At 65.6% G+C, this 17,874-nt stretch carries 18 protein-coding genes and 1 tRNA gene; 4 read left to right on the forward strand and 15 right to left on the reverse strand.

Features of this window, described 5'->3' with window-relative positions; genetic code table 11:
• Positions 1–3: 3 nt before the first annotated feature.
• The 14 genes from BLQ74_RS19385 to BLQ74_RS19450 all read right to left on the reverse strand — a co-directional run bounded on the left by BLQ74_RS19385 (position 4) and on the right by BLQ74_RS19450 (position 14,981).
• Complete coding sequence (locus tag BLQ74_RS19385) at positions 4–1,479, reverse strand: efflux transporter outer membrane subunit (RefSeq protein ID WP_090265225.1); 1,476 nt, start codon at positions 1,477–1,479, stop codon at positions 4–6.
• Positions 1,480–1,482: 3 nt separating this feature from the next.
• Positions 1,483–1,953, reverse strand: a complete 471-nt coding sequence (locus BLQ74_RS19390; RefSeq protein WP_090265228.1) for a MarR family winged helix-turn-helix transcriptional regulator — start codon at positions 1,951–1,953, stop codon at positions 1,483–1,485.
• A 403-nt stretch (positions 1,954–2,356) separates the two neighbouring features.
• Positions 2,357–3,580 carry a methyltransferase gene (locus tag BLQ74_RS19395; RefSeq protein ID WP_090265230.1) on the reverse strand — a complete coding sequence of 408 codons (1,224 nt, stop codon included), beginning with the start codon at positions 3,578–3,580 and terminating at the stop codon, positions 2,357–2,359.
• A 68-nt stretch (positions 3,581–3,648) separates the two neighbouring features.
• Entirely contained in the window at positions 3,649–4,341 is a 693-nt protein-coding gene (locus tag BLQ74_RS19400) for an ABC transporter permease (protein WP_090265233.1), read from the reverse strand.
• Complete coding sequence (locus BLQ74_RS19405) at positions 4,338–5,033, reverse strand: ABC transporter permease (RefSeq protein ID WP_090265236.1); 696 nt, start codon at positions 5,031–5,033, stop codon at positions 4,338–4,340. Before BLQ74_RS19405 ends, BLQ74_RS19400 begins: the two co-directional genes overlap by 4 nt.
• Positions 5,034–5,088: 55 nt before the next feature.
• The gene (locus BLQ74_RS19410; protein ID WP_090265240.1) at positions 5,089–5,841 is read right to left on the reverse strand and encodes an ABC transporter substrate-binding protein; all 753 of its coding nucleotides are present in this window, start codon (positions 5,839–5,841) and stop codon (positions 5,089–5,091) included.
• Between the two features lie 14 nt (positions 5,842–5,855).
• On the reverse strand, positions 5,856–6,629 hold the full coding sequence (locus BLQ74_RS19415; RefSeq protein WP_090265242.1) for an ABC transporter ATP-binding protein: 774 nt from the start codon (positions 6,627–6,629) through the stop codon (positions 5,856–5,858).
• Positions 6,630–6,971: 342 nt separating this feature from the next.
• Positions 6,972–9,299 carry an LTA synthase family protein gene (locus BLQ74_RS19420; protein ID WP_090265245.1) on the reverse strand — a complete coding sequence of 776 codons (2,328 nt, stop codon included), beginning with the start codon at positions 9,297–9,299 and terminating at the stop codon, positions 6,972–6,974.
• Between the two features lie 368 nt (positions 9,300–9,667).
• On the reverse strand, positions 9,668–9,853 hold the full coding sequence (locus BLQ74_RS19425) for a hypothetical protein (protein ID WP_090265248.1): 186 nt from the start codon (positions 9,851–9,853) through the stop codon (positions 9,668–9,670).
• A 240-nt stretch (positions 9,854–10,093) separates the two neighbouring features.
• Positions 10,094–10,169, reverse strand: a tRNA-Phe gene (locus BLQ74_RS19430).
• A gap of 78 nt (positions 10,170–10,247) precedes the next feature.
• The gene (locus tag BLQ74_RS19435; RefSeq protein WP_090265250.1) at positions 10,248–10,520 is read right to left on the reverse strand and encodes an oxidative damage protection protein; all 273 of its coding nucleotides are present in this window, start codon (positions 10,518–10,520) and stop codon (positions 10,248–10,250) included.
• Positions 10,517–11,584, reverse strand: a complete 1,068-nt coding sequence (gene mutY, locus BLQ74_RS19440) for an A/G-specific adenine glycosylase (protein ID WP_090265252.1) — start codon at positions 11,582–11,584, stop codon at positions 10,517–10,519. The genes BLQ74_RS19435 and mutY overlap by 4 nt, the downstream gene beginning before the upstream one ends.
• Entirely contained in the window at positions 11,581–13,815 is a 2,235-nt protein-coding gene (locus tag BLQ74_RS19445) for an AsmA family protein (protein ID WP_090265254.1), read from the reverse strand. The genes mutY and BLQ74_RS19445 overlap by 4 nt, the downstream gene beginning before the upstream one ends.
• Positions 13,816–13,880: 65 nt before the next feature.
• On the reverse strand, positions 13,881–14,981 hold the full coding sequence (locus tag BLQ74_RS19450) for an NAD(P)/FAD-dependent oxidoreductase (RefSeq protein ID WP_090265255.1): 1,101 nt from the start codon (positions 14,979–14,981) through the stop codon (positions 13,881–13,883).
• 209 nt (positions 14,982–15,190) lie between these two features.
• On the opposite strand from BLQ74_RS19450, the gene BLQ74_RS19455 reads away from it, so the two are divergent.
• Positions 15,191–15,634, forward strand: a complete 444-nt coding sequence (locus tag BLQ74_RS19455; RefSeq protein ID WP_090265257.1) for an Hsp20/alpha crystallin family protein — start codon at positions 15,191–15,193, stop codon at positions 15,632–15,634.
• 80 nt (positions 15,635–15,714) lie between these two features.
• On the opposite strand, the gene BLQ74_RS19460 is transcribed toward BLQ74_RS19455, so the two are convergent.
• The gene (locus BLQ74_RS19460) at positions 15,715–16,116 is read right to left on the reverse strand and encodes an acetyl-CoA sensor PanZ family protein (protein ID WP_090265259.1); all 402 of its coding nucleotides are present in this window, start codon (positions 16,114–16,116) and stop codon (positions 15,715–15,717) included.
• A gap of 258 nt (positions 16,117–16,374) precedes the next feature.
• On the opposite strand from BLQ74_RS19460, the gene hisB reads away from it, so the two are divergent.
• Genes hisB through BLQ74_RS19475 form a run of 3 tightly spaced genes read left to right on the forward strand, consistent with a single transcriptional unit; the run spans position 16,375 to position 17,869 of the window.
• Positions 16,375–16,968 carry an imidazoleglycerol-phosphate dehydratase HisB gene (hisB, locus tag BLQ74_RS19465; protein WP_090265261.1) on the forward strand — a complete coding sequence of 198 codons (594 nt, stop codon included), beginning with the start codon at positions 16,375–16,377 and terminating at the stop codon, positions 16,966–16,968.
• The gene (gene hisH / locus BLQ74_RS19470) at positions 16,968–17,606 is read left to right on the forward strand and encodes an imidazole glycerol phosphate synthase subunit HisH (RefSeq protein ID WP_090265263.1); all 639 of its coding nucleotides are present in this window, start codon (positions 16,968–16,970) and stop codon (positions 17,604–17,606) included. Before hisB ends, hisH begins: the two co-directional genes overlap by 1 nt.
• Positions 17,607–17,611: 5 nt before the next feature.
• The gene (locus BLQ74_RS19475) at positions 17,612–17,869 is read left to right on the forward strand and encodes a DUF2164 domain-containing protein (RefSeq protein WP_090265265.1); all 258 of its coding nucleotides are present in this window, start codon (positions 17,612–17,614) and stop codon (positions 17,867–17,869) included.
• Positions 17,870–17,874: the final 5 nt, after the last annotated feature.

A 17,874-nucleotide genomic window follows, 5' to 3' on the forward strand; every position in this document is an offset into this window, starting at 1 on the left:
CTCTTAGTGCACGGCAGCGGCGTTCGCCTGGGCGAGCGGTGCGGAAGGAGTGGCGGGGTCGGCCTGGAAGCCGCCACCCAGTGCTTGTACGAGCTGGACGGAAAGGTCGATGCGCTGGGCTTCGAGGTCGGCCAGCTGGCGCTCGGCGAGGAGCAGTTGTTGCTGCACGCTGAGGGCATCCAGATAGTTGCCCACCCCTTCGCCGTAGCGCTGCATGGCCAGCTCGAAGTTGGACTTGGCGATGTCGCGGGCTTCGCGCTGATCCACCAGCTGTTGTTCCAGCGAGCGCAGCTTGCCGAGGTCGTCGCTGACTTCGCCCAGGGCGTTGACCAGGGTCTTGTTGTACTGGGCGATGGCCAGGTCGTAGTCGGCGTCCTTGCTTGCCAGGTTGGCGCGCAGGCGGCCGCCGTCGAACAGTGGCAGGGAGGTGGCCGGGGCGATCTGGTAGAAGCGGCTCGGGGCCTGCAGCAGATCGCTGCTGTGCAGGCTGGCCAGGCCAATCATCGCGCTCAGGTTGAGGTTGGGATAGAACTGCGTCTTGGCTGCCTGGATATCCTTGCTCGCGGCCTCGACGCGCCAGCGCGCCGCGACTATATCCGGGCGCCGGCCGAGCAGTTCCGCCGGTAGGTTCGCCGGCAGGCGTAGGGCGTCGGGCTTGAGGGCGTTGGGGCGCTGCAGGGTCAGGCCGCGATCCGGGCCTTGGCCGAGCAGCACGGCCAGGGCGATACGGTCGCTGGCGATCTGCTCTTCGGCGGCGGCCTGTTGCTGTCGGGCGCTGGCCACCTGGCTCTGGGTCTGTTGCAGTTGCACCTTGCTGTCGAGGCCAGCGTCCATGCGCTTCTGGCTCAAGCTGAGCATGCGCTGGGAGCGCTCCAGCTCGTCGCGTGACAGATCGCGCACGGCGAAGGCGTGGCCTAGCTCGCTGTAGGCGCGGGCGACATTGGTCGACAGGGCGATGGCCGCGGCCTGGCGGTCCACTTCGGCGGCGTTGGCCTGACCGAGGGCGGCTTCCCAGGCGGCGCGTTGGCCACCCCAGAGGTCGACGTCGTAATTGAAGCCCAGGGACAGGTACTTGATGGCTGAATAGCGGCCGCCAGTGGGCGCCGGCAGGATGCTGCTCGGCGCGCGGATACCGGCGTAGCCGCCCTTGGCATTGAGGCTCGGCATGCGTTCGGCGTCCGCCGCGTTGGCCGCGGCTGCGGCCTGGCGGGCGCGGGCGGCGGCGATATCCAGGTCCGGTGTGCCTTGCAGGGCGTCGCCGATCAGGCCGTCGAGCTGCGGATCACCCAGGCCGGTCCACCAGTTCTGGGTGGGCCAGGCGGCGCTGGATAGCGGCGTTCCGTCCAGACTGCGGGCGGCCTTGAGATGGGCGGGGTCGATGGCCTTGCCGTTGGGCGACAGACCGGCGGAGGTCACGCAGCCCGACAGCGCCACGACGCTGCCCAGCAGCAGCGTGGCGGGGAGGCGGATGGCACGCATGGCTCAATTCTCCTGCGGCGCGCTGGCCGCAACGCTATGGGCGCGCAAGATCTTGTCGAGCAAGTGGGTGAGGGTGTGCAGCTCTTCCGTGCTGAGGCAGCCGACCAGCTCGTTCATCGCCCGGGTGGCGATCTGCGGGGCCTCTTCGTTCATCGCCTGACCGGCAGGACTGAGCCGCAGGCGCACGCTGCGCCGGTCCTGGGGGCACGGCTGACGCAGCAGCAGCTCCTTCTTCTCCAGGCGGTCGAGCATGCGCGTCATCGAACCGCTGTCGATGGAGAGTTCTCGGCAAAGCTCGGCTGGCGTGTTGGCCCGGTTGTGGCCGATGAAGAACAGCACCTTGAATTGCGCAGCGGTGATGTCCAGGTGCGTCAGGTGCTTGTCCAGCAGCCGATCCTTGAGGATCGCTGTGGTGGCAAGAAGCTGGCCGATAGAGCCTTTGAACGGAAAGTCCGAGACGCGATAGTGATCCATGGCAAGGCTAATAACTGTCTAGGCAGTGAATTTGTTTCGAAATAATACTGCCTAGGCAGCGATTAGCAATGGGTAGATTGTTGTGTATAGGCAACAATCAATTCCTTTGAGCGCTCTTCGATCCCTGGGCGAAACATGAGCGTGCCCGAAATGCGCGCATGGACGCGTGCATTTGTGGGGCTTATGCACAAGAGCAGGGCAAATGGCGGAAATGCCTTGGAAGAAACTTGATGCAGTTCGCATCAGTTTCCTAAGTTGATGTTTTTGAAAGAATTATTCTTTATGGTTAAAAAACGACCAGCTGCCTCTGGCTGCGCTCAGCATAGGCATTTGCAGGGATTTTCCCGTATTTCTCAACAGACTTATCCACAGCTTCTGTGGGTGCCCTGATGGAACGCTCGTGCTAGGCGCGTTCCGCGAGTATGAGCAGGTTGCGGGGCGTCAGATGGGAGGGGCAGAAGGTGCCCAGGCGCACGTGGTAGCCCTGCTCCTGCAGGAACAGTGCGCGGTCCAGCGACAGCCATAGCTCCAGCGGACGACGGAACAGCCCGCGCAGCAGCTCCAGGTTGCGCACTTCGGCCAGGCGTTGCCAGCCGCGCTGTTCCAGGGCCGTCCAGTCGCGTGACTTGGGCTGTGGCAGGCCTTTGAGGGCGGCCAGGTCGAGGCAGTAGTCGGCGAAGGGTTTGTGCAGCCAGTCGGGGGCCAGGGATGGCACGGGAAGGTAGCTGTCGTCGTCGCGCAGTTCGCGCTGCAGCAGGTCGAAGGCCAGGCGGCGCGCCATGGAGGCATCACGCTGGCGGCGCACTCGGGCTCCGGCGGTGACCGTCTCGGTGAGCGGCAGGCGCAGATCGTCCTGGCTCAGCTGCAGCGCCGAGGCGCTGGCGGCGGCCGAGATCGGCTGGTAGGCGTCGGCGGCGATGCGGTTATAGCAACAGGGCGCGATGGCCAGATGGCGACAGCCTTTCTGCGCGGCCTGGCGCAGCAGGCGCAGGTGCAGGTCGCCACAGGCGTGCAGGGCCACTGCGCTGTGTTCGATCCGCAGGTGCTCGCCGGCGTCGGCGGCCAGTACGTCCTGTTCGACATGCCGGGCCTTCAAGCGCAGGCGGTCGCTCAGCCGCTGGCCATCGGCGACCAGCGCCGGGTCGCGCTCCAGGCTCAGCAAGGGCGCGCCGGCACTGGCCAGCAAGCGCCCGAGATGGCCCTTGCCGGCGCACCAGTCCAGCCATTGTTCGGGGCGCTGGGTGAAGCTCAGGCGGCTGGCGAAGGCTTCGATCTGTTGCCATTTGCGCCCCGGTACATCGACCTGAAACGGCGCCGGCAGCTTCGGCAGCGGCTGTTCCGGCAGGTCGCCGAGCGCGCCCAGGCGCGCCGCCGTGGCGGCCAGGGCCGGGAAGGGCGCCGGGGCGTCGAGCCGCTGTGGCTGATGGTGGGCGGCGTCGGCGTCCTCCAGGCTGCGGCCGCGCAGCCAGTCGGCGAGTTCGCGGTAGTCGTCTTCCCAGGGTAACTGGCGCAGGGTGAACGGCTTTGGCCGCCACAGCCGTTGGTGGGCGAGGAGGAAGTCGTCCAGCGCGCGGAAGCGTTGGAGCAAGGCATCGCCGGTCAGGCAGGCAAGGGATGGTTCGGCCACGGCAAGGGTAAAGGGGAGACGGCGGGGCGGCGATTATAGCGGCGCCACCGCCGTCTCGGGAGCGCCGGTCAGCGCCCTTGCATCGCGTCGACCCGTAGCCGGCGTTCGAGCACGCGGAACAGGCGGGTGAGGAGGATGGTGATGAGCAGGTAGAAGACCCCGGCCAGGCAGAAGAACAGCATGGCTTCGTAGGTGCGGGCGATGATGGTACGGGTCATGCCCATGATGTCGAACAGGGTCACGGTGTACACCACCGCGCTGGCCTTGAGCATGAGGATCACCTCGTTGCTGTAGGCCGGCAGCGCGATGCGCGCGGCGCGCGGCAGGATGATGTGGAACAGTGCCTGGCGTCGCGACATGCCCAGCGCCCGCGCGGCCTCCACTTCACCCACCGGAATGGCGTGGATGGCGCCCCGCAGAATCTCGGCGATATAGGCCGCGGTGTGCATGGTCATGGTGACCAGTGCGCACCAGTACGGATCGCGCAGATACGGCCAGAGCGGGCCCTGGCGAACTGCATCGAACTGGGCCAGGCCGTAGTAGACGATGAACAGTTGCAGCAGCAGCGGCGTGCCGCGGAAGAAGAAAATGTAGGTGTAGGGCAGCGCGCGCACGTACCAGTGCCGCGAGGCGCGGGCGATGCCCAGGGGCAGTGCCAGCGCCAGGCCGGCGACCACGGCGAAGGCCAGCAGCTCGAGGGTCAGCCCGGCGCCCTGGAGCATTTTCGGCAGCCACTTGAGGATCAGCTCCATATCGTTCATAGCTCGTTCCTCACGAAGCCTTGGCCGGCACGGCGCTCAAGGACGTGCAGGGCGGCCATGACGAAGACAGTCAGGCTCAGGTAGATGAAGGCCGCCGTCATGTAGAAGGTGAAGGGTTCCTTGGTCGCGTTGGAGGCGACCTGGGCTTTGCGCATGATCTCGTCGAGGGTGATCAGCGAGACCAGGGCGGTGTCCTTGAGCAGGATCAGATAGAGGTTGCCGAGGCCCGGCAGGGCCACCCGCCAGACCTGCGGCAGGACAATGCGCCAGAAGATCCGCGGAGTGGAAAGGCCCAGCGCCTGGCCGGCCTCGCGATGTCCCTTGGGCACGGCCAGCAGTGCGCCGCGAAAGACTTCGGTGGCATAGGCGCCGAAGCACAGGCCGAGTGCGCAGGTGCCGGCGGCGAAGGGGCTGAGGGCCAGGTCGGGCTGGTTGAACAACGCGCCCAGGGCGTTCAGCCCGGACACGGTGCCGAAGTAGATCATCAGCACCCAGAGGGTTTCCGGAATGCCGCGGACCAGTGTCGTGTAGGTGTCGCCCAGCAAGCGCAGGAAGGCGTTCTTCGAGGTCTTGGCGATGGCGCCGAGCAGGCCCAGGAGAAGGCCTACACAGACCGCCGCAAGGGAAAGCTTGAGCGTCATCAGGGTGCCAGCCGCCAACTGCGAGCCGAAACCGTGCAGGTCGAAAATCATAGGGAGCGTGCCTGAAGGAGGGGCGCCGCCAGTCAGGCGGCGCGCCGGGATCGCATCAATAGATGCTGAAGGGGAAGTACTTGTCGTTGATCTTCTTGTAGGTGCCGTCGTCGACGATTTCCTTCAGCGCGGCGTTCAGCTTGTCGCGCAGCGGATCGCCCTTGCGCACGGCGATGCCGATCTTGTCGTTGTCGTACACCGGCTGGCCCTTGAACTCGAAGTCCTTGCCGGCGTCGCTCTTCAGCCAGTCGAACTGCACGAACTTGTCGGCCAGCACGCCGTCCAGACGGCCCGAGGACAGGTCCAGGTAGGCGTTTTCCTGGGTGTCGTAGAGCTTGATGGTGACCACGTCGGAGAGGTGGTCTTCCAGCCAGGTGCCGGCGATGGTGGCGCGTTGCGCACCGATCACCTTGCCTTTCAGGTAAGCGTTGTCAGTCTTGAAGTCGACCGACTTGGGCGCGACGAATTGCAGCTTGTTGGTGTAGTACGGCGCGGTGAAGTCGACGGCCTGCTTGCGCTCGTCGGTGATCGACATGGAGGCGACGATGAGGTCGAACTTCTTGGCGTTCAGGGCCGGGATGATGCCGTCCCAGTCGGAGGTGACCACGTCGCACTCGGTCTTCATCTTGGCGCACAGCGCCTTGGCGATGTCGATGTCGAAGCCGACCACCTGGCCGCTGGCGTCGATGCCGTTGAAGGGGGGGTAGGCGCCCTCGGTGCCGATGCGCAGTTTCTCGGCGGCGACCGCGTGGGCGCCAAAAGCCAAGGTGGCCGCGGCGGCCAGGAGGATCTTCTTATAGCTCTTCATGCAAGGTTGCTCCGTTAGCGGTGACTGGACATGAACTGCTTGCAGCGCGCTGACTGCGGATTCGCGAATACCTGGTCCGGTGTGCCCTGTTCCTCGACCAGCCCCTGGTGTAGGAACACCACTTCGCTGGAGACCTGGCGGGCAAAGTTCATCTCGTGGGTGACCAGCAGCATGGTGCGGCCTTCCTCGGCCAGCGCGCGGATCACGTTGAGCACTTCCTGAACCATTTCCGGGTCGAGCGCGGAGGTCGGCTCGTCGAACAGGATCACCTTGGGCTGCATGGCCAGGGTGCGGGCGATGGCCGCGCGCTGTTGCTGGCCGCCGGACAACTGCGAGGGGAAGCAGTGGCGCTTGTCGGCGATGCCGACTTTCGCCAGCAGGGCCTCGGCGATCTCCGTGGCCTCGGCGCGCGTTTTACCGAGCACGCGGCGCGGTGCCTCGATGATGTTGTCGAGGATGCTCATGTGCGGCCAGAGGTTGAAGTTCTGGAAGACGAAGCCGAGTTCGCTGCGCAGGCGGTTGATCTGCTTGCTGTCGGCTGCGACCAGTTCACCGTCCTTGGCCTTCTTCAGGCGGAGTTCTTCGCCGGCGACCAGGATTTGCCCCTGGTGCGGGTTCTCCAGCAGGTTGATGCAGCGCAGGAAGGTGGACTTACCCGAGCCGGAGGAGCCCAGGATGGAGATGACGTCGCCGTCGCGGGCGGTCAGGGAAATGCCCTTGAGAACTTCCAGGTCACCGTAACGCTTGTGCAGGTTACGGATCTCCAGAGCGGGAATGGCCTCGGCCATGGGTGGCTCCTCTCTTTCTTATTCGGATGCTTCGCGGGGGGACGCGGCAGGGGTTGGGGCCTTCCTGGCGAAGCGCAACCTATCATGCGTCCCATAGTGCGCCAAGCGCCCGAAGGCCGCGCAGGGCCTGGATTGTGGCAAGTTGTCGCATTGCCGAAGTGCCTTGTCGCCTGGGCTGAACAGTCACCCTGAAATGGGGCTGTGTGGCTGGCGCGGAGGCACTGGTGAACCCGTCGAACGGCGGGCCAGGCGAATGAGGGGCGCGATAGTGCCAGCTTCGACGCGGGTCGGGAAGTTGCTGCCGTGCCCTGATGCAATCATCAGGGCACGGCGCTGCGAGGCTCACTGGGTGAGTTGTTGCTCGTCGCCGCCGGAGGGGGCGAGGTCGTTGCCGTTGCTTTCGTCGTTGCTCTGGTCGAGCTGCCCGGCCATCAGCGCCGGCCGGCCGCCTATGCGCGGGCCGGGCAGGAAGCTGCCGCTGGCGACCCGTGTCGGTCCCGCCTGGCGAGCGTCGATGGTCGATTTGCGCGGCTGGGTCACCACGTGGAAGTCGGTGATCTCGATGATGCCCTTGCCCTCGGCCAGCAAGTGGAAGGAGAAGGCTTTGCGTGCTCGCTCATTGTCGAAGCCGAAGGTCATCTCCAGCGGCTGGTCGCGCTTGAGCAGCGGGAACTCCGGGATGGGCAACGGTACCGGCTGTTCGAACTCGCGGGTCTTGAGCTGGACCCGGGCGCCCTTGCTGTCCATCTGCAAGGCGCGGATCTTCAGGCTCACCGTGGTGTGGCTGTCCGCCGGGAACTCCAGGTACTGCGCACCGATGAGGTTGTCGGTGTATTCGTTGGTCACCTGCGGTTTCAGGCGGATGCGCTCCTGGGTGGCGAACTGGTATTCGCGGCCCAGCGGGCTGCTCATCAGCGAGTGATCGAGGATATCCGCGCGGGCGCTGATCAAGCGTGCCTGGCGACCGCTGAAGCGACCGACGAAGCGTGCGCTGTCGGCGATGAAACCGTCACTCTCGTAGCGCCGGCAGGCTTGCTGGAAGTCGCACTCGGTGAAGGTGTTCTTGCCGTCGTGATAGCGCAGCATGCCGTTGGTGAAGGAGATCATCTCGCGTCCGTTCGGGTACTCACGGAACAGCGAGCGGCCGGCAATATCCTTGGGCGGGACGAAGCCGAAGTAGTCGAGGACCGAGGCCGCCAGGTCGACGTGGCCGTAGACACCATCCTTCACCGGCGGCAGCGCCGCCTGCTCGGGCGCCAGTACCAGGTTCATGCCCCAGGACGAGGCCAGGCGGACATTGTCGATGCCGTGCGATTCATCGGAGGTGACGATGACCAGGGTGTCCTTGAGCACGCCCTGTTTCTCCAGGCCGCGCAGGAAATCGTCCATCGCGTCGTCCAGATAGCCCACCGCCGCCTGGCGCGCGGTCGGATACTTGGCCAGGTATTCCGGGGTCGCCGAATAGGGCTGGTGAGTGCCCACCGTCAGCAGGGTGAGCATCCATGGCTGCTTGTCCTTGCGCAGTTGCCCGACATAGTCCAGCGCGCCCTCGAAGAAGGCCTTGTCGTCCATGCCCCAGGCGAACTCCAGATAGGGCTTCTTCTTGAACCAGTCGCGGCCGAGGGTCTTGTCGAAGCCCATCGCCGGCATGACCTTGTCCTTGGCCATGAAGCGCAAGCCCGCGCCTTGCAGGAAGTGGGTGCTGAAGCCGTGCTGGCGCAACTGCGCGGGCAGGCACTCGGCGGCGCGCGCCGGATTGCCCAGCAGCTCGACGCCCTTGGGCGTGCCGTTGTCCAGCTTGCTGTAGTCGCCGCAGAGCATGGCGTAGAGGCCGCGGATGGTCTGGTGGCTGTGCACCACGTAATCCGGGGTGGTCATGGCGCGTTCGGCCCAGGCGCTGAGCTTGGGCATCATGGACTCTTCGTAGCTGCTGCTCAGCGCGGCGCGGTTGGTCGCCACGTAGGCGCCGGGGATGCCTTCCATGGTGATGATCAGGACGTTGCGCGCGCTGCCGGGGGCGGCCAGCAGTGGGCTGCCGCTGAGGTCGAGCTGGGTCAGGCCGGTGACGTCGGGCGGGGTGTTGGCCTGGTCGCCGGCCAGCCAGTCTTCCGCTGCCAGTTGGCCCTGCGCGGCCACGCCGGCCAGCAAGCGGTGCGGCAGGTTGAACTGCTTCCAAACGTCGGCATCGCTGGGGATCACGAACTGTAGGCCGAAGTGGCCGGCCAGCATGGCGACCGGCAAGGCATAGGCGTATCCCGGCAGGCGTCGTTCGCGACGGCGCCAGAGCAGCACGCAGGCAAGCATGCTGGTCGCCAGGGCGCCAGCCAGCCAGGGGTGGGCGATGCCGCCGCCCTGGGTGGAGTTGCCGACGAACTGTGGGTCGGCGAGGAAGTGCAGGTCGCTCGGATCGGGCATGCGGCCGACGGCGCTGATGAGTTCGGCGTTGCCGATGGTCATCAGCCCCCACAGCAGCATGGCGGGCAGGGCGACATAAAGACGGCGGTTATGCAGCAGCAGAACCAGCAGGCTGCCCATGGCGGCGTCCGACAGATAGCCGAACAGGGTGCTCCAGCCGAAGCAATAGCGGCTAACCAGGGGTATCAGCAGGAACAGGGTGGCGAGGAGGAGCAGGTTGCCACGGCTCTGCCACCAGCGAATGAGAGGATGCACAGGCACTCCGTTTTCGAGCATCGAGGTGCGGAGGGTATCCCACCTCTTCGGTGGAAATCGTCCGGGGTGTCATCATTCTGAAAGATGGATGTGCTTGTCCACCCTGCACAATCATAGTGCGGAAATTTCCGCCGGGCTGATGGGCCAGGTGTGTGCTGTCGGAACGTTGGAAGGTGCTGGTCGCGGCCAGATGGCGGGGCGCGTACGGGGCAGGCTCGGCGCTGATGATCGAGCCGGCGTTGTGCCGGGTGAGTCGGCAGCGCGGCACGCGGAAAAGCAGCAGGCGGGATTGGCCGCCTATCAAAGCGAGAAGCCCCTGGGGCCTTAGGGTCTCAGGGGCTTTGAGCGTCAGTGTATGCGGGGCGGTTTCACGCCTTGGTATTGATGATGGTGCCAACGCTGCCGGAGGTGGCCTTGGGTTGCTCCACTTCACCTGGCTTGCTGCCGTCATGGTCGCCATCGCTGTCGACGGTGCTGGCTTGAGCCTGTTGCGTCTTGACCTGGGTGGGAAGGTGCAGGTTTACGGGGGTCGAACTGCCAATTGCCGATGTCATGCTGATTCCCTCGGAGGGCGCGGTTGTGGAATCCAGGCCATCGGCTGATTGGGCAGGATGATTAAGGCGGAATCTGCAATTGGCTTTATCCGTTTCTGCAAATATGCGCCGGTGGGGATCGGCTCGCCATGGGCGGCGTCAGGAGCGGCGGCTTTTCGAGAACGCAGACAACAAAAAACCGGCACTAGGGCCGGTTCTTTGTGAGCTTCAGGTCGTTTCGCACCACCTGAAACTGGAAGGTGGTGCCCAGGGACGGAATCGAACCGCCGACACGGGGATTTTCAATCCCCTGCTCTACCAACTGAGCTACCTGGGCAACGTGGCGCGCATTAAAAGGGTTTTCCGAAGGGGTGTCAAGCGCGTCGCGAAAAAAATTTTCAGTTAATACCGAAGCTTACGCGCTGGGCGGGACGTAACCCTCGGCCTGGGCGTATTCCTCGCCGGAGAGGAACTTGTCCATCTCCTCCTGGAGGAACTTGCGGTCCTCGGCGTTCATCATGTTCAGGCGACGCTCGTTGATCAGCATGGTCTGGTGCTTCTGCCATTCGTCCCAGGCCTTCTTCGACACCTGCTCGTAGATGTCCTGGCCCTTGGCGCCGGGGTAGGGCGGGCGATCGAGGCCGGGCAGCTCTTCTTTGTACTTGCGGCACATCACCAGTCGGGTCATGACATCTCTCCTGCATTCAAAGCGTCGGCTGCCCGTTTCAGCAGCTTTTTAACCGGGGCGGCAAGGCCGAGCCGCGGCGGGGTGGCGAGGTTATACCAGAGCCAGTCGCCCTCGGCCACGGCGCTGGGCGCGTCCTCGACGCGCACCAGCCAGGGTTCGATGGCCAGTTGGAAATGGCTGAAGGTGTGGGTCAGGCCGGGCAGTTCGCGGCGCTGGCCCAGGCGCAGGGCGTGTTGTTCGGCGAGGGGCGCGAGGGCGGCCAGGTCGTCCAGTTCAGGGAAACTCCAGAGCCCACCCCAGAGGCCGGTCGACGGGCGGCGATAGAGCAGGATGGCGCCGTCGCGGTTGGCCAGGATCGGCATCAGGGTGCGCTTCTGCGGCAGTGCCTTGCGCGGCTTGGACACCGGGAAATCGCTCTCGCGACCAAGCAGGTGCGCACGGCAACCTTCGCGCAGCGGACACAGCAGGCAGCTCGGCTTGCTGCGGGTGCAGAGGGTGGCGCCCAGGTCCATCATCGCCTGGGTGTAGTGATTGACCCGCGCGTGGGGGGTGAAGCGCTCGGCCGCGTCCCAGAGTTGCCTGGCGATCTTCGGTTCGCCCGGATAGCCGTCGCAGGCCAGGTAGCGCGCCAGGACGCGCTTGACGTTGCCGTCGAGGATGGGCGCGCGCAGCCCCATGGCGATGCTGGCGATCGCGCCAGCGGTGGAGCGGCCGATGCCGGGCAGTTCGGCGAGCTGCTCGACGTCGCGGGGGAATTCTCCGCCGTGCTGTTCCACCACGCGCTTCGCCGTCTTGTGCAGGTTGCGCGCGCGGCTGTAGTAGCCCAGGCCGGTCCATAGATGCAGCACTTCGTCCTCGGCGGCGGCGGCCAGCGCCTGCACCGTGGGCAGGGCGTCCATGAAGCGGTCGTAGTAGCCCATCACGGTGCTGACCTGGGTCTGTTGCAGCATGATTTCCGACACCCACACCCGGTAGGGGGTGATGTCGCGCTGCCAGGGCAGGTCATGGCGGCCGTGGCGGTCGAACCAGTCGAGTACCGCCGAGTTGAAGCGTTCTGGAGTCATTTTTTCTTGAACAGGTTTTTCAGGGCGTCTTTGAGTTCGGGGCTGACTTTATCGCCGAGTTTCTCGTCGATCTTGTCGTTCAGGCGCTGGCCGGCCAGTTGCGCGGCGATCTGGCCGACACCGTCCTTGTCCAGGCGGCAGGCCTTGGCGCCGAGTTCCAGCGGGCCGCGGCAGCGCAGCGGCCATTCGATGCCGGCGTAGCGCTTGTTCACCTCGCAGGCGGGGTCGGGCATGTCGCTCTTGTCGCCTTCGATGATCACGCCGAGCCGATAATCCATGCCCAGCACGCGCAGGTCGAGGTCGCCGTTACCCTTGACCGTCAGCCCCGGGACGCTGGCCTTGAGATCGGGGTTGCTGGCCACGCCGTTGCGGAAGGTCAGGTTGCCTTGCAGTTCGCGGAAGGGCGTGTCCTTGCCGCCGTGCTCGGCGCTCAGGGTCTTGCGGTTGAGCGTGGCGATGCCGCGGCACAGTTGCTCTTCGAGGTTGGCGTTGAGCAGCACGCCCTTGCTGATGTCGAAGCGCGCGTTGCCGTTGAGGTTGTCGATCCAGGCCTTTTGACTGTTGCCCTGGGTGGTGAGGTCGGCATCCAGGTCGAGCAGGCCGGTGACCGGTGGCTTCTGCCCCTGGGCTTCGAGGATGCGCTCGATCGGCACGCCGGCGATGTGCTTCTGCGCGCTGAGCAGCGGGACGTCCTGGCGCACGTCGAGGCTGGCCTTGGCGTTGAAGCGGCCGTCATAGAGTTCGCCACGCATGTCGTCGAGGCTGAGTTGGCCGTTCTGCCCGTGCAGCTTGAGCACGGCATTCTCGATCGGCAGCTTGTCGAGGGTCAGTTGGCCGAGGTTCAGCGCGATATCCAGGTCGAGGCCGCGCAGGCGCGCCAACGGCAGCAAGGGCGTGTCGCTCCAGGCCTGTTGGGTCGGCGCGTTGGGTAGCGGCGAGTCGCCCTTGGTGGTGGCGCTGGCCAGGGTGGCATCGACCTCCGCCTTGCGGCTGCTGCTGGTCGCTTCGGCATCCTTGACGGCCTTGCCCGGCAGGTAGCGGTCGAGGTCCAGGCGATCACCGCTGAGCTGGACGCGCCAGGCCTGCTTGGCGATGTCGGCCAGGCCGAGGTTGCCGCTGAAGGTGCTGTCGTCGAGCTTGAGCTTGATATCGCCGAGGTTGACGCTGTTCAGCCCGCCATCCAGGCGCGCGGCCAGCTCCAGGCGGGTCAGGGTGTTGCTGTCGGCCATGGCTGGCAGGCTCTGGCCAATGCCGTCGAGGAAGTCACGCAGGTTGAACTGGGCGATGGACAGGCCGCCAGTGAATTTCGGCTCCTTGTCCAGGTCGCGCGCCTTGAGTTCGCCGAGGGCGCGCAGTTGGTTGATCGACAGTTTGAGGCCGGTCCATTCGGCGATCTGCGCGGCCTGGTCGAGCAGCAATTGGCCCTGGGCGGAGAAGGTCGCGGTCTTGCCCTGCAAGGGATCGCCGGCGAGTTCGCCGGAGAGCTTGGCGTCTTCCAGTTGGTAGCGCTTGAGGGCGCGATCGAAGCGCAGGCTGCCGGTCAGCTCGGTCTTGGCGCGAACCAGCGGTTGGTTGCTGCTCAGGTAGGCGCTGAGCTTGAAGGGGATGCTGCTGCTTTCGCGGATGGCCCCGGTGTTCAGGTCCAGGCCTTCGACGCCGTACTGCTTGCCGCTCTGCTCATCGCTGAAGTCGATGCGCGCGTTCTTCACATTGAGGCTGTCGATGTCCAGTTGCAGCGGTTGCGGGATGTCCCGCACCTGCGCTTTCGGCGCTTCGCCGGACGCGCCTTGCGGCGCCGTGGGCTGAGTGCCGGCGGCGCTTGCCTGCGCCGGCTTGCCGATGTTTTCCCAGTTGCCGGCGCCATTCTTGTCGCGGATGAGCGTCAGGGTCAGGCCTTCGACGCGGATGTCGCTCATCTGCACCTGCCGACGCAGCAGCGGCAGCACGCGTACCGACAGGCCGAGCAGTTGCAGGTCGGCGAAGGGTTTGTTCGGCGTGCTGGCGCTGGCCACGCTGGTGTCGTGCAGCTCCAGGCCCAGCCAGGGGAACAGGCTCCAGCCGATATCGCCCTTCAGGCCCAGTTCCAGATTGGCCTTGTCGCGGGCGAGCTGGCGGATTTCGTCCTTGTAGTCGTTGGGGTTGAAGAAGTGGGTGAGGATGAAGCCGGCGGCGACGACGAGTAACAGCAGGGCCAGGATGACGATGCCCAGGATTTTGCCGAACGCTTTCATGGACGGATCCTTGTTCTGGCGACGGGTGGAGTGGCGGAAGTATATCAACGTCGCCGCGCCAGCTCTCAGCAGGCGGCGGCGACCCGTTCGGCGATGGCCAGGCTGGCGGTCAGTCCGGGGGACTCGATGCCGAACAGGTTGATCAGGCCGGGCAGGCCGTGATCGTTGGCGGTTTGGATGACGAAGTCGGCAGCCGGTTCCCCGGGGCCGCTCAGTTTAGGGCGAATCCCGGCATAGCCCGGTTGCAGTCGGGTGGCGTCCAGCGTTGGCCAGTAGCGCTGGATGGCCTGGGCAAAGGCGCCGCGCAGCTGTTCGTCCACCTGGTAGTCGAGGTCGTCCAGATAGCGCACATCGGGGCCGAAGCGCAGTTGGCCGCCGAGGTCGAGGGTGGCGTGCACGCCGAGGCCGGCGGTGTTGGCTTCGGGCATCGGGTAGATCAGGTGGCTGAAGGGGGAGCGGCCGCTGTAGGTGAAGTAGCGACCCTGGCACAGGTGCAGCGCGGGCACCGCGCGCAGTCCCTCCGTCGCCATGGCCAGGCGCTGGGCGAACAGGCCCCCGGCGTTGATCACCTGCTGCGCCTTCAGCGTGAAGGGTTCGCCGACGCTGACGCCTTCGACGATCCAGCCGTCCGCCGTGGGTTGCAGGCGCTCGATGCGGGTTTCCAGCACCAGTTGCGCGCCCTGGTTTTCCGCGGCGCTCTGCAGCGATTGCAGGTAGCTGTGGCTGTCGATGATCCCGGTGCTCGGCGAGAACAGAGCGGCGACCCCGCGCAGCGCCGGCTCCAGGTCATGCAGTCGGCTGGCGTCGAGCGGCTGCAGGTCGTGCACGCCGCTGGCTTCTGCGTTGCGGGCCAGGGCGTCGAGCTTGGCGCGTTCGGCGTCCTCTACCGCGACCAGCAGCTTGCCGATGCGCCGGCAGGGCACGGCGTTGGCGGCACACCAGGCGTACAGGCGCTCGCGGCCTTCCAGGCACAGCTCGGCCTTCAGCGAGCCGGGCGGGTAGTAGAGGCCGGCATGGATGACTTCCGAGTTGCGGCTGGAGGTATGGCTGCCGATCAGGCGCTCTGCCTCCACCACTAGCACGCTGCGCTCCGGGCGCGCGAGCCGCGCGGCGCAGGCCAGGCCGAGCGCGCCGGCGCCAACGATCAACAGGTCGACGCCGTCCATCAGTTTTTCCAGCGACGGTTGGCGGAGGCAAGGGTGTGTAAGGTGCTGACTGCAGGCATGCGCGGTTTCCCTGGTACTGGTCGACCAGTCTAGCAAGCGGAGGCTTTGCTGGCGGTTTGATTCAAATCATTACCCACCGGGGTGGGAGGGCTACTTTTTACGGCGACGGCAAGCAAGCCGCCTTTCTTTTCGATAAAAGGAGGTGCTCCATGTCCCTGGTACGCTGGAATCCGTTTCGTGAAATCGAAGACTTTCTCAACAGCCAGTATCCACGCCAGCTCGGCAAGGGCTCAGGCGCTTCCCAGGAACTCATGACCATGAGTGACTGGGCACCGGCCGTGGATATCAGCGAAACGCCGCAGACCTATGTGATCAAGGCCGAACTGGCCGGCATCAAGCGCGAAGACATCAAGGTCAAGCTGGAAAACGGCATGCTCAGCCTGAGCGGCGAGCGCAAGTATGAGAAGGACGACAAAGACAGCAAGCAGCACCGCGTAGAGCGCTTCTACGGCAGCTTCTCGCGCAGCTTCAGCCTGCCGGAGGATGCCAACGAGGATCAGATCAAGGCCGATTACGCCGATGGGGTGCTGACGCTCACCGTGCCCAAGCGCGAAGGCAAGCCGGCGAGTACCCGGCACATCGAAATCGGCTAGTCAGTCGCCATTGGCAGTGGCATGGGGCTGGCTGCGGCGCGGCCCCATGTCGGCGCAGGACACCGTGCCGCGTGCGGCCATCAGCAATGCTCGTCGAGCGATAGGCCGGCGCGTTCCGCGCGTTGCCGAACCTCCGGTTGATCCGCCGGGATCGCCAGACGCAGGGGCTGCCCGGCCATGACCGCCATACGCTGCGCCTCGTCCAGCAGGCGCTGGCCGACACCGCGACCGCGCGTGAGCTTGCGCACGCACAGTCGCGAGAGCTGCCAGCCATCGGCCTTCCGTTCCACCCAGGCGGCACCGAGCAGGCGGTCGTTGAAGCGCCCGGCGAGCAATGTGCCGGCGTTCAGGCCGGCCTCCACCAGGGCTTCCACGTCAGTGAACGGGGCGAGCAGCCAGGTCGGTGCGTCGGCATAGATTTTCAGCAGGTCCTGGCGATCCTGGGCAGTGGCCTGGGCAAGGCTCTCGACGATCACGGGCATGGGGCATTCCTCGACAGTGGGGCGCTGCGCCGGGCCTGCTCGGGCTGGGCCGTGCGTCGGCGCTGGGCGTGCAAAGCGCTTCGCTCCGTTCGGGCGCGGCCTGGGGTTCCGCCGGGCTGCGAGGAGCGGGCGGATTCTACGGCGCGCGGCCATTCGTGGGCCAGCCCGCCGACCGCCGCCCATAGCCGCACAGCGCCTGCGGCGCCTATAATGCCGACCCCTCAATATTCAAGTGCAGTGTTAGCTGTGGAGCTGGTGATGGCCGAACGCAAGGCGACAGTCGCGCGCGACACCCTGGAAACCCAGATCAAGGTGTCCATCGACCTGGATGGAACGGGCAAGGCCCGCTTCGATACCGGGGTTCCCTTCCTCGAGCACATGATGGACCAGATCGCCCGCCACGGCCTGATCGACCTGGACATCGAGTGCAAGGGCGACTTGCACATCGACGACCACCATACCGTCGAAGACATCGGCATCACCCTCGGCCAGGCCTTCGCCAAGGCCATCGGCGACAAGAAAGGCATCCGCCGCTACGGCCATGCCTATGTGCCGCTGGACGAAGCGCTGTCGCGCGTGGTGATCGACTTCTCCGGCCGTCCCGGCCTGCAGATGCACGTGCCCTACACCCGCGCCAGCGTCGGCGGTTTCGATGTCGACCTGTTCATGGAATTCTTCCAGGGCTTCGTCAACCACGCCCAGGTGACCCTGCACATCGACAACCTGCGCGGGCACAACACCCACCACCAGATCGAGACCGTGTTCAAGGCCTTCGGCCGCGCGCTGCGCATGGCCATCGAGCTGGACGAACGCATGGCCGGGCAGATGCCGTCGACCAAGGGGTGCCTGTAATGCAGACGGTAGCCGTCATCGACTACGGCATGGGCAACCTGCACTCGGTGGCCAAGGCGCTGGAGCGCGTCGGCGCCGGCCGCGTGCTGGTGACCAGCGACGCCGCGGTGATCCGCGAGGCCGACCGGGTGGTCTTCCCCGGCGTCGGTGCGATCCGCGACTGCATGGCCGAGATCAAGCGCCTGGGCTTCGACAGCCTGGTCCGTGAAGTCAGCCAGGACCGTCCCTTCCTCGGCATCTGCGTTGGCATGCAAGCCCTGATGGAACACAGTGAGGAGAACGGCGGAGTCGATTGCATCGGCCTGTTCCCCGGCCAGGTGCGTTTCTTCGGCAAGGACCTGCACGAGGACGGCGAGCACCTCAAGGTGCCGCACATGGGCTGGAACCAGGTGCAGCAGAGCCTCGACCACCCGCTCTGGCACGAGATCCCGGACAACGCGCGTTTCTACTTCGTGCACAGCTACTACATCGAAGCGGGCAATCCGCGCCAGGTCGCCGGGCGCGGCCACTATGGCCGTGATTTCGCCGCCGCGCTGGCCGATGGCTCGCGCTTCGCCGTGCAGTTCCACCCGGAGAAGAGCCATACCCATGGCCTGCAGTTGCTGCAGAACTTCGCCGCCTGGGATGGCCGCTGGTAAGCGACATGGCGCGCAAGGACAAACCGGCAATCCTCGAACTCGATGGCGCCCAGCGGCAGATCGCGGCGCGGGCCATCCAGCGCTTCCTCGAGGATCGTTTCGAGCTTGACCTGGGCGGTTTCGAGGCCGAAGAAGTGCTGGATTTCTTCATGCGCGAGTTCGGCCCGCTGTTCTACAACAAGGCGATCTTCGATGTGCAGGCGCACCTGAAAGACAGGTTCGAGAGCATCGAAAGCGACTTGTGGGCGCTCGAGAAGAGCTGACCCGA

This window comes from Pseudomonas panipatensis (assembly GCF_900099785.1).
GTDB classification, from domain to species: Bacteria; Pseudomonadota; Gammaproteobacteria; order Pseudomonadales; family Pseudomonadaceae; genus Pseudomonas; species Pseudomonas panipatensis.